Source organism: Phyllobacterium sp. 01N428, from assembly GCF_056399405.1.
Map to the genome: position 1 here is coordinate 201029 of NZ_JBFTRH010000004.1, position 12169 is coordinate 213197.

The 12169-nt window shown below is 59.1% G+C and carries 8 protein-coding genes; 7 read left to right on the plus strand and 1 reads right to left on the minus strand.

The genetic code is table 11. The features are described 5' to 3' along the window. The first annotated feature begins 61 nt into the window (after nucleotides 1-61). Complete coding sequence (locus tag AC1DNI_RS12820; RefSeq protein ID WP_027233469.1) at nucleotides 62-1183, plus strand: DUF2333 family protein; 1122 nt, start codon at nucleotides 62-64, stop codon at nucleotides 1181-1183. A 338-nt stretch (nucleotides 1184-1521) separates the two neighbouring features. On the opposite strand, the gene AC1DNI_RS12825 is transcribed toward AC1DNI_RS12820, so the two are convergent. Further along, nucleotides 1522-1983, minus strand: a complete 462-nt coding sequence (locus AC1DNI_RS12825; protein ID WP_027233468.1) for an Lrp/AsnC ligand binding domain-containing protein — start codon at nucleotides 1981-1983, stop codon at nucleotides 1522-1524. A gap of 109 nt (nucleotides 1984-2092) precedes the next feature. Here AC1DNI_RS12825 and putA point away from each other — a divergent pair, with 109 nt between their 5' ends. The 6 genes from putA (at nucleotide 2093) to AC1DNI_RS12855 (ending at nucleotide 12163) form a co-directional block, all read left to right on the plus strand. Continuing rightward, entirely contained in the window at nucleotides 2093-5185 is a 3093-nt protein-coding gene (putA, locus tag AC1DNI_RS12830; protein WP_477692109.1) for a bifunctional proline dehydrogenase/L-glutamate gamma-semialdehyde dehydrogenase PutA, read from the plus strand. A 98-nt stretch (nucleotides 5186-5283) separates the two neighbouring features. Then, nucleotides 5284-6963 carry a formate--tetrahydrofolate ligase gene (locus AC1DNI_RS12835; protein ID WP_477692110.1) on the plus strand — a complete coding sequence of 560 codons (1680 nt, stop codon included), beginning with the start codon at nucleotides 5284-5286 and terminating at the stop codon, nucleotides 6961-6963. A gap of 231 nt (nucleotides 6964-7194) precedes the next feature. Then, the gene (locus AC1DNI_RS12840; RefSeq protein ID WP_477692111.1) at nucleotides 7195-9378 is read left to right on the plus strand and encodes an anthranilate synthase; all 2184 of its coding nucleotides are present in this window, start codon (nucleotides 7195-7197) and stop codon (nucleotides 9376-9378) included. Between the two features lie 31 nt (nucleotides 9379-9409). Beyond that, the gene (locus AC1DNI_RS12845) at nucleotides 9410-10318 is read left to right on the plus strand and encodes a cation diffusion facilitator family transporter (RefSeq protein ID WP_027233464.1); all 909 of its coding nucleotides are present in this window, start codon (nucleotides 9410-9412) and stop codon (nucleotides 10316-10318) included. A gap of 29 nt (nucleotides 10319-10347) precedes the next feature. Continuing rightward, nucleotides 10348-10929: an NUDIX domain-containing protein gene (locus AC1DNI_RS12850; RefSeq protein ID WP_477692112.1), complete on the plus strand. Its 582-nt coding sequence runs from the start codon at nucleotides 10348-10350 to the stop codon at nucleotides 10927-10929. Between the two features lie 286 nt (nucleotides 10930-11215). Beyond that, nucleotides 11216-12163 carry an alpha/beta hydrolase gene (locus AC1DNI_RS12855; protein WP_477692113.1) on the plus strand — a complete coding sequence of 316 codons (948 nt, stop codon included), beginning with the start codon at nucleotides 11216-11218 and terminating at the stop codon, nucleotides 12161-12163. The last annotated feature ends 6 nt before the right edge of the window (nucleotides 12164-12169 follow it).

A 12169-nucleotide genomic window follows, 5' to 3' on the forward strand; every position in this document is an offset into this window, starting at 1 on the left:
TGAGAAGCCTGAGGGGCTGCACAAACGGCTCTATGGACTTGAACAGTAACGAGGAAACAGGATGCTCGAGCCCGTGATCAATTTTTTCAGCCGTTTGTTTTATTATATCGGGCGCGGGATCGGTTTTCTGATCGGTCTTATCCTCTGGCCCTTCATTTGGATCGGCAAATGGTATGGCCAGCGCGGCCTCATTCTAAAGGCAGTGCTTGGCGTTCTGGTCCTGGTCTGGCTGGGGCTCTACGGCTATTTCTTCTACAACACGCAGGTCTGGACCAATTTCAATCCCGACTACGTTAATGTCTATGATTTCAAGAGCCGCAACGTTCCCGCGGGCGAGCCGATAGCGCAGGCGGCTGCAACCGGCGCAAAGACATGCGCACGTTCGGCAATCGTCGAAGTAACGGCCGATCTGACCGACTTCAACGTGAACCAGAATGGATGGATATCATCCATGCTGCTTTATAAGCTCGGCTTTTTCGGCAAGGATTGGGACGACACGCCCTTCATGGACAACAAGGCGTCGTTCCAGCGCGGCATCAACAATGCGGTGCGGCGTACCGCAGTCGAACTCGTCGATACGCTCGGCCGTATCCGCGGCACGTCGCAGATCGATGCAGACCTGCAGAAGGCACGCGGCAACCTGCAGTTTGCTGAAGATTCCTGGTATTTTGGCCTCAATCCATTCGGTCCGAAGACGCCGACGCCGAGCTATTATCGCTCGGCCGTACGCGACCTGCGCACGTTCAACGCCAAGCTTGAGAGTTGCAACGCCATCTTCGATGCGCGCGCCGACAATCTTATCCAGTTCATCGACCGCATTGCCAACGACATCGGCGGAACTTCCGCCATTCTCAAGGACAGATCCGAAAACAATAACTACGGCTGGTTCGATTTCCGCGCCGACGACCGCTTCTGGTTCGCGTACGGGCAGCTTTATGCCTATTACGGTCTCATGAACGCCGCACAGGTCGACTTCAACCAGGTTCTGCAGGAAAAGCATCTGGCACCGCTTTGGGACGGCATGGACGGACAATTGCGTTCGGCGCTCAACATCAAGCCGTGGATTATCGCCAATGGCAGCGAGGGCGGCTGGCTGTTGCCGAACCATCTGACGACGATGGGTTTCTACATCCTGCGGGTGCGCTCAAACCTTATCGACATAAAGCAGGTGCTGCAGCAGTAGTGGACTTGGCTTGGTAAATTGCTATATTTGATGCTGGAGTGAGGGCGAGCTTTCGCCCACCCTCTTTCCTGGTTAGTTGAATTGGATCCGGATGGTCACTTGCCAGCGATTCCGGATCCTTTTCACGACCAGGGTGATGCTAAACGGCAAACTCCGCATGAGCATACACCTCCAAGTTTGATGGCAAGGCTGTTGCCGCAGTCGGAAAAGCCTATCCTGTCCGATACGCCGCTGGCCCGGCGCGGGTGCTTCTGCCTTCAACGCTCAAGTCATGGCGCAAATCGGTCGCGGTCACCACGCATGCACGGTTGTGCGTCGTAAGGTATGCGGTTGAGGGTTCAGACCGGCAAGGCCGACGATTCCTTCACCTCTTCCATAACGGCGTAGGTGTGCGTTTCGCGCACTCCAGGCAAGGAAAGAAGGGCATCGGACAGAAACCGCCGGTAGTGCTCCATGTCGGCGACGCGGGCCTTGATCAAATAATCGAAGCCGCCGGCGACCATATGGCACTCCATTACATCGGGGTTGCGGCGCGTGGCGGCGGCAAAGGTAGCAAATACGTCCGGCGTCGTGCGGTCGAGCTTGATTTCCACAAAGACCAGCATTGCGCGGTCAAGTTTTTTGGGCGACAATTTTGCCGTATAGCCAAGGATATAGCCATCGCGAGTCAGGCGCTTTACCCGTTCGGTTGTGGCCGTTTGCGAAAGGCTGATACGCTCGGAAAGCTCGGTGTTGGAAAGGCGGCCGTCCTTCTGCAACTCGCGCAAAATCCTGCGATCCAGGCTATCCAGATTCTTCATCACTAAATTATACCTCGTTTTTGGTCTTTTTCATCAAATATGCGTCACTCATTGGTGAGAATGACCAAGTAGAATAGATTATATGGGAAAAATCAATAAGGGGACCATGATGACCGTTCAAATGCCCACAACCAATGATTTTTCCGCGCCCTACGCGGTCGACGACCAGGAACTCGTCGCCAGCCTTCTGAAGACGATTGCGCTGCCGGAGGATGTTAACCGCCGTATCGACGCACGCGCCAGCAGATACATCGCCACCATCCGCAAGGAAGCGCGCGGCATTGGCGGGGTCGAGGATTTCCTGCGGGAATACGGCCTGTCGACCCGCGAGGGGCTGGCATTGATGGTGCTCGCCGAAGCGCTGCTGAGGGTCCCCGACGCGGCGACGCAAGACAAGCTGATTGAAGACAAGCTCAAGCAGGGCCATTGGTCCGAACACGAGCCGAGCGGCGATACCTGGTTTGTCTCGGCTTCCGCATGGGCGCTGGGTCTCTCCGCCAAGGTCATCAAGCCGGGCGAGACGCCGGAAGGCGTCATCTCATCGCTGGTCAAGCGCATCGGCCTGCCGACTGTTCGTACCGCAACCAAGCAGGCGATGCGCTATCTCGGCCACCACTTCGTTCTCGGCGAGACCATCAAGGATGCCCTTAAACGCGCCAGCACCAACGAGGCGAAGGGCTACCGCCACTCGTTCGACATGCTGGGCGAAGGCGCGCGCACCCGGAAAGACGCACGCGGCTATTTCAAGTCATATGCCGATGCGATCGACGCCATCGGCCGCGCGACTGGCAACAAGAAGCTTCCCGACCGCATGGGCATCTCGGTCAAGCTTTCCGCGCTGCACCCGCGCTACCTTGCCACCCACCACGACCAGGTCATGGCCGAACTCGTGCCTGACCTGCTGGCGCTGGCGCAAAAGGCGAAGTCCTACGATCTGAATTTCACTGTCGACGCCGAAGAAGCTGACCGGCTCGAACTTTCGCTCGATGTGATCGACCGGGTTTTCGGGGATCCCTCTCTCGCAGGCTGGGACGGATTCGGGCTCGCCATCCAGGCCTACCAGAAGCGGGCGCTCGACGTTATCGAGCATGTAGATCGCCTCGCGGCCCGGCACGGCCGCAAGATGATGGTGCGCCTGGTCAAGGGCGCCTATTGGGATACGGAGGTCAAGCGTGCGCAGGAACGTGGGCTCGCCGACTATCCGGTGTTTACGCGCAAGCCGGCGACAGATGCGTCTTATCTTGCCTGCGCCAAGCGTATGCTGGCGGCACGACCGCGGCTCTTCCCGCAATTTGCTACCCATAATGCACTGACAGTCGCGATGATCCTGGAAATGGCCGGTGACGACAAGACCGGTTTCGAGTTCCAGCGCCTGCACGGAATGGGTGAAAGCCTTTATAAGCAGATAACCGAAAAGGGCGACAAGATCGCCTGCCGGATCTACGCGCCGGTTGGTGGCTATCGTGATCTCCTTGCCTATCTTGTGCGCCGGCTCCTCGAGAATGGTGCCAACTCTTCCTTCGTTTCGGTCGTGGGCGACAATGACATTCCGATTGCCGATCTCCTCGTCCGTCCCGCCGAAAAGCTCAATGACGGCAAGGGCTACCGGCATCCCAACATTCCGTTGCCGCCGAAAATCTATGGCAAGCGCGCCAATTCGGCCGGCGTCGAACTCGGCGTGCGCACGGAACTTGCGGCGCTTCTCGGCGGGATCGCCAAGGCATCGCGCCCGGTAAACGCCGTTCCGCTGATTGCTGGGTTGAAGCCTTCGGGCAAGCCGCAGGATGTGATCTCGCCGGTCAACGGCGCGAAGGTCGGCTCGGTCGTGTTTACCACCGCAGAAGAGGCTGGAAAAGCTGTTACGATTGCGCGCAAGGGTTTTTCCGCATGGTCGCGAGTTGGTGTCGATGCACGCGCGAAGATGCTGGAGCGGGCCGGCGACCTGCTTGAGGACAACCGGGATCACCTGCTCGATCTGCTTTCGCGCGAGGCAGGCAAGACGATCGATGACGGCATTGCCGAAATTCGCGAGGCAGTGGATTTCTGCCGCTACTATGCCGCCGAAGCGCGCCGGCAATTCGGCGCCGACAAGGTCATGCCGGGACCGACCGGCGAAGACAACAAGCTTCGTCATCGCGGCCGGGGGGCGTTCGTCTGCATCAGCCCGTGGAATTTCCCGCTGGCGATCTTCCTCGGCCAGGTAACCGCAGCGCTGGCCGCGGGCAATTGTGTCATTGCCAAGCCAGCCGAGCAGACGCCGCTGATCGCGTATGAGGCAGTTCGCATCCTGCACGAAGCCGGTGTGCCGAAGGACGCCGTGCTCTATATGCCGGGCGATGGCTCGGTCGGCGCGGCCTTGACCTCGCACGCCGAGATTGCCGGCGTTGCGTTTACGGGTTCGACCGATACGGCCTGGGCTATCAACCGCGCCCTTGCCGCCAAGAAGGGGCCGATCGTTCCGCTCATCGCCGAGACCGGCGGGCTCAATGCCATGATCGTTGACGCCACGGCCCTGTCGGAGCAGGTCACCGATGATGTGGTGATGTCGGCTTTCCGGTCGGCCGGCCAGCGTTGTTCGGCGCTGCGCATCCTCTATCTCCAGGAGGACATCGCCGACAATATGCTTGAGATGATCGAGGGCGCAGCCAAGGAGCTTACGGTTGGCGATCCGTCTTTGCCTTCGACGGATATCGGGCCGATTATCGATGACGACCAGCGCAAGATGCTGCGCGATCACATAGCGGCCATGCGCAAGAGCCAGAAGGTGCATTATGCCGGCGACGCCCCGAATGACGGGCTGTTCTTTGCGCCGCATATTGTCGAGCTTGATCGGCCGGAAGTGCTGGAGCGCGAGGTTTTCGGACCTGTGCTTCACGTCGTGCGCTGGAAGGCCAAGGACCTCGACAAGGTGCTCGACCAGATTGCATCGACGGGCTATGGCCTGACCTTCGGCCTGCACACCCGCATCGAGTCCACCGTGAACAAGGTCGTCGATCGGCTCGACGTCGGCAACGTCTACGTGAATCGCAACACGATCGGCGCCGTCGTCGGTACGCAGCCCTTCGGCGGGTCTGGTCTCTCCGGTACCGGGCCAAAGGCTGGCGGGCCCGCCTATCTTGCACGTTTTGCGCTTGAGCAGGTCGTTTCCGTCAATACTGCCGCAGCCGGCGGCAATGCCAGCCTGATCGCCATGGGCGAATAGGCAGCGCAAAGCCGATGCCAATGGGGATAGTCCGATCTGCCTATCCCCATTTTCTTCCCGGAATGCTATTTGATGAATAGCAATATGGGGGGAATGCGATGACTGTCGTCAAATCCGATATTGAGATTGCCCGTCACGCGGCAAAAAAGCCGGTCGTGGAGATCGGTGCGAAGATCGGCATTCCACCCGAGCACCTGGCTCCTTACGGCTATGACAAGGCCAAGCTTTCAGCAGAATTCATTCGCTCCAAGCGGGGGGACAAGAATGGCAAGCTCATTCTTGTAACGGCCGTCAGCCCGACACCAGCAGGCGAGGGCAAGACCACGACGACAGTCGGGCTCGGCGACGGTTTGAACCGCGTCGGCAAGAAGGCGATCGTCTGTATCCGCGAAGCGTCGCTGGGCCCTTGTTTTGGCACGAAGGGAGGTGCGGCTGGCGGCGGCTATGCGCAGGTCATTCCGATGGAAGACATAAACCTGCACTTTACCGGCGATTTCCATGCGATCACCGCTGCGCATAACCTCCTCGCGGCGATGATCGATAATCATGTTTATTGGGGCAACGAGCTTAATCTTGATACTCGCCGCATCACCTGGCGTCGGGTGATGGACATGAACGACCGCGCCTTGCGCGACATTGCGACGTCGCTCGGCGGTGTCGCCAACGGGTTTCCGCGCGAGTCCGGCTTCGATATCACGGTTGCCTCGGAGGTCATGGCCATTCTCTGCCTCGCCACCGACCTTGCTGACCTCGAACAGCGCCTCGGCGAGATCATCATCGGCTATCGCTTCAACAAGACGCCGGTCTATGCGCGCGATCTCCAGGCGGACAAGGCCATGGCCGTGCTTCTGAAAGACGCCATGCAGCCGAACCTCGTGCAAACGCTGGAGAACAACCCCGCTTTCGTGCATGGCGGTCCCTTTGCCAATATCGCTCATGGCTGCAATTCGGTGGTCGCGACGACAACGGCTTTGAAGCTTGCCGATTATGTGGTGACCGAAGCGGGTTTTGGTGCCGATCTCGGGGCCGAGAAATTCTTCGATATCAAATGCCGCAAGGCCGGCTTGAAACCTGCTGCCGCCGTCATTGTCGCAACCGTCCGGGCGATGAAAATGCATGGCGGCATTGCCCGCGAGGATCTCGGCCGGGAAAACATTTCAGCCGTCAAGGCGGGCTGTGCCAATCTCGGCCGTCATATGGAGAATGTCAGGCAATTCGGTGTGCCCGTCGTTGTCGCCATCAATCATTTCACCGCCGATACGCAAGGCGAGATCGATGCGCTGAAGGCCTTCGTCGCCGCCCACGGCGCTGAAGCCGTTCTTTGCCGCCACTGGGCCGAAGGCTCGGCCGGCATCGAGGAACTCGCGCACAAGGTCGTCGCACTTGCAGAAAGCGGATCGGCGCAGTTCTCGCCGCTCTACGAGGATGAACTCCCGCTTTTCGACAAGATCGAAACCATCGTCAAACGCATTTACCGGGGTGCCGAGGCCGATGCCGATTCGAGCGTGCGCGAACAACTCCGGCAATGGGAAGACGCGGGCTATGGCAATCTGCCGGTGTGCATGGCCAAGACTCAATACTCCTTTTCGACCAATCCCCATCTCAGGGGCGCGCCGGTCAATCACGTGGTGCATGTACGCGAGGTCCGCCTTGCTGCCGGCGCCGGCTTCGTCGTCGCCATCTGCGGTGAGATCATGACCATGCCGGGATTGCCGAAATCGCCCTCCGCCGAACGTATCCATCTCAATGAAGACGGATTGATCGAGGGGCTCTTCTGATAATCCGCGAAAGCCCTCGCGTTTTTGCAGTTGCAAGCAGCCTCGGCTGCCGCTAACAATCAGCGCATGAATACGCACGTTAACAACACTGGTTGGTGGTGGCTCCGCTCTTAGCGGCCGCACAGCCTTTTGCATGCGTAAAGGGAACAGGGCCGCAACGGGTTTTCCGGGCGGCCTTTTTGTTTATCGCCAGAAGCCCCCAAGGCCAAATGCAACGAGACGGAGAACAAGATGCATAGAATTGAGGGCGACGTCGAAATCTTCGACACCAAAGGCGGCATAACAATTTCGCGCCAGCGCATCGGCACGGCCTACGCCAGCGCCATCGACAGCTACGTGGATGCTCTGGACGAGCGCCGCGGCGCGGTCTTTTCGTCCAATTACGAGTATCCCGGGCGCTATACACGTTGGGATACGGCGATCGTCGATCCGCCCGTTGTCATCACCTCGAATGGCCGGCATATGACTATCGAGGCGCTGAACAAACGCGGCGAGGTCCTTCTCGTTTCCATCGGCAAGACCGTCGCGGCACTGGACGAAGTATCGGTCGCTGCCACGAGTGCCACAAAGATAGAGCTTGAGATAGCGCTGCCGACCCGTCACTTCACGGAGGAAGAGCGCTCGCGCATTCCGTCAGTCTTTACGGTGCTGCGTGCCATCGTCGGCCTCTTCTTCACCGAGGACGACGCAAGCCTCGGGCTTTACGGCGCTTTCGGCTATGATCTCGCCTTCCAGTTCGATCCGGTCCAGTACAAGCTGAAACGGCCTGACGACCAGCGCGACATCGTGCTTTATCTTCCGGACGAGATTCTGGTTGTCGATCACCATGCAGCAAAGGCATGGCTCGACCGTTACGACTACGCCTTTGACGGCCTTTCGACCGAAGGCTTGTCCCGCGAAACCGAGTCAAAGCCGTTCAAGCCGACCGCCACGATACCGGGCCGGGGCGATCACAATCCGGGCGACTATGCCGAACTCGTAAAAAAGGCCAAGGAGAGCTTCAAGCGCGGCGACCTTTTCGAGGTGGTGCCGGGCCAGACATTCTATGAGCGCTGCGAAACCTCGCCGTCGGTCATTTCGCGGCGTCTGAAGGCCATCAACCCGTCGCCTTACTCGTTCTACATTAATCTCGGCGACAATGAGTACCTGGTCGGTGCCTCGCCCGAAATGTTCGTGCGCGTCGTCGGTCGCCGCATCGAGACATGCCCGATATCGGGCACAATCAAACGCGGCGAGGATGCGATTGCCGATTCCGAACAGATCATCAAGTTGCTCAACTCGAAGAAGGACGAGTCCGAGCTGACCATGTGTTCGGACGTCGACCGTAACGACAAGAGCCGCGTGTGCGAGCCGGGGTCGGTCCGCGTCATCGGCCGGCGCCAGATCGAGATGTATTCCCGCCTCATTCACACGGTCGACCACATCGAGGGTCGTCTGCGCGAGGATATGGATGCGTTCGACGGGTTCCTCTCGCATGCCTGGGCGGTAACCGTTACCGGAGCGCCGAAACTCTGGGCAATGCGCTTTATCGAAGAAAACGAGCGCAGCCCGCGCGCGTGGTATGGCGGGGCCATCGGCATGGTCAGCTTCAACGGCGATATGAATACGGGGCTGACGCTGCGCACCATTCGCATCAAGGATGGCATTGCGCAGGTTCGCGCCGGCGCAACCCTGCTTTTCGACTCCATTCCCGAGGAAGAGGAGGCCGAGACCGAACTCAAGGCCTCGGCAATGATCGCCGCGGTGCGGGATGCGCACAAGACCAACATTCTTGCCGAAGAGCGCGCCGTGGCGCGCGTGGGCGAGGGCCTGCAGATCCTGCTCGTCGATCACGAGGATTCCTTCGTGCACACATTGGCGAATTATTTCCGCCAGACCGGGGCAACCGTGACCACGGTGCGAACCCCGGTTCCGGATGAGATTTTTGACCGGATCAAGCCTGATCTCGTCGTACTCTCGCCCGGGCCGGGCACGCCGGAGGATTTCGACTGCAAGGCGACGATCAAGAAGGCGCGCAAACGTGAGCTGCCGATTTTCGGCGTCTGCCTAGGCCTTCAGGCGTTGGCAGAAGCCTATGGCGGTACGTTGCGACAGTTGCACGTGCCGATGCATGGCAAGCCCTCGCGCATTCGCATTACCAAGCCGGGCAAGGTGTTCTCGGGCCTTCCGAAGGAAGTGACGGTCGGCCGTTACCATTCGATCTTTGCCGATCCGGTCCGGCTTCCTGACGAATTCGTCGTCACGGCGGAAACGGAGGATGGTGTCATCATGGCGTTCGAGCACAAGAGCGAACCCATTGCAGCGGTGCAATTCCATCCCGAATCCATCATGACACTCGGCCACAATGCTGGTATGCGCATGATCGAGAATGTCGTGGCGCATCTGCCGCGACGCGCCAAGGAACGCGCTGCCTGATGCGGGCAGCGAAGCAACGAGCAGCTTGAGCATGAGCCAAGAAACTACAGTTCAGCGGCTGGCGTTCTGGTCGATCATCATCGGTTGCACAGTGCTGGCGTTGAAGTATGTCGCTTACCACGTGACCGGCTCCGTTGCGCTTTACTCCGATGCGCTCGAATCGATCGTCAACGTCGTTGCGGCCCTGGCTGCCTGGTGGGCGATCCGCGTCAGCCATATCCCTGCCGACCGGAATCACCCTTACGGTCATCACAAGGCGGAGTATTTCTCGGCTGTGCTCGAAGGCGCGCTGATCATCGTGGCAGCACTCTTGATCCTGCGCGAGGTCTGGTTCGCATGGCAGACGCCGAAGACGCTCGACCAGCCCTGGCTCGGTCTCGCCATCAACGGCGGTGCGTCGGCCATCAACGCCATCTGGGCGACCGTTCTCATCAATCGCGGACGTATCGCGAAGTCGCCGGCGCTCCTTGCCGATGGCAAGCATCTGATGACCGACGTTGTGACCTCGGTCGGTGTATTCGCTGGCCTGGTGGGTGCAGTTCTCACCGGCTGGACGATCCTCGACCCGCTCCTTGCCGTGATCGTTGCGGTCAATATTTTGTTTCAGGGCTGGAATGTCATCGGCAATTCGGTCCAGGGGCTCATGGATATGGGTGTTGCGACCGAAGAGACGATCCAGATCCGCGACGTCATTTCTGCCAATGCCGGCGGCGCACTCGAAGTACACGACCTGAAGACCCGCGTTGCCGGCCGGGTAACGTTCATCGAGTTTCATCTCGTGGTCGATGCCAAGATGAGCGTCGGCGACGCCCACGTGATCTGCGACCGGATCGAGAATGCCCTTATGGAACAGATCCCCGAGGCCAGCGTCGTCATTCATGTTGAACCCGAGGACGAAGCCAAGCTGCCAATTGGAACGGCCGCCGTTCCCTTTGCCTGATATTTCCATCCCTTTGCAGGAGCGTTTCGATGAACGACAGTCCCGTGCGCATGAAGTCGGTCGAACTCCTTTCCGATAATTGGGGCACGCTGAAAAAATATACCTACGACATGGAGCGGCGCGACGCGCGCGTGGAAGAGCACAAGCGCGAAGTCTATGATCGCGGCAATGGCGCGGTGGTGTTGCCCTATGATCCATCGCGTGGGACGGTGCTGCTCACCCGGCAGTTTCGCCTGCCAGCCTATGTGACGGGACCCGATCCGATGCTGATCGAAGCCTGCGCCGGACTTCTCGACGACAATGATGCTGAAACGACCGCGCGCAAGGAAACCGAAGAGGAACTCGGCTATCGCCTGCGCGACATCGAGCGTGTCTTCGACGTGTTCATGAGCCCTGGCAGCGTTACCGAGCGGCTGGTCTTCTTTGTCGCCGTCTATGACGCTTCGGACCGCATCTCCGATGGCGGCGGGCACGAGGGCGAAGGGGAGGACATTGAAGTTCTCGAGATGACGCTCGATGATGCGCTCGTTCGGGTGGAGCGTCATGAGATCGTCGATGCCAAGACCGTCATGCTGCTCCAGCATGTCAAGCTTAGGGGTTTGATCGGCTAAATTGCCGGAAACCGATGCACGACCGCAACAAAATGTAACGGACTGTTTCAGTTCGTCATGATTTCGTTACAATTATGTTGACATAGAGCAGGTGCTTGGGCGAGTGATTGCCCAGCAATGCGAATTCATCTTGATGCGACGCAGGGGGCGTACATCAGGGGACATAAATTGGCGGGACGCATCATTCCAGTTTCTGAGAATCGAGCGCCAATAGGCATGGCAGCGCCGAGCGGACGACCGCGGCTGTTTACAATCTTGGTTAACCTTTAACTTTTAGGATTAACTTATGGGTAAACCGTATCTCTACGCACTTATCGCAGGCCTTTCACTTGTTGCTGCGGCCCAATCGGCGCACGCAATCGGGATAGCGGATTGTGAGAAACCGCAATCCGGCAAGGCCGAGGTGCGTTCGAACGCGGTTGATCCGACGCCTGACATCGATAAGAATACCGCTGCCGATGCCTGCTCGCAAAAAAGCAAGGCTATGCCAGCGATGCAGATCAAGGCGACGCCGATCAATACGCTCACAACAGGTGGGGCCACGATCTTGAACAAGGCGATCAAGGGTGAAATCATTCCGCAAAGCGACGGCATGCTTCACGCCGATCTTCCATTCAAATACCGCATCTATCGCCCCGACGCGCCGAACGGCGATACGCTTGTGCTTCTCCATGGTTCTGGACAGGATGAAACGAGCCTCGTTTCCTTCGGCGCCAAGATCGCCCCAAATGCTTTGCTCCTCGCCGTGCGCGGGCGTGTGGTGCAGGACGGTTCCAACCGATGGTATCGCCGTCTAACCCCGATCAGCTTCGACCAGAAGGATATCCGTTCCGAGGCGAAGGCCTTTGCCGATTTCTTCAAGCAGGCGGCGCTGCAATACAAGATCGATCCGAAGCGCACGACCTTCCTCGGCTATTCCAACGGCGCGAACCTCGTCAACGCGGTGATGATGCTTTACCCCGACCTCGTCAAGCAGGCCGTGCTGTTACGCTCGATGCCGGTTCTGACTGGATCGACCGAGGCGAACCTTGCCAATGCCCGCGTCCTGACGGTTTCGGGCGCCACGGACCAGCTTTATGCGCCTTATGCGCCGGCGCTCGAAGACATGCTGCGCTCGCACGGCGCCCGCGTCGAAGCCCGTTCGATCAAGTCGGATCATGGCCTTGGCAAGGAAGACGTCAAGGTCGTCAGCGAATGGCTGTCCGGCATGACGGCCCAGCTCAAAAAGAACTGATCTGCC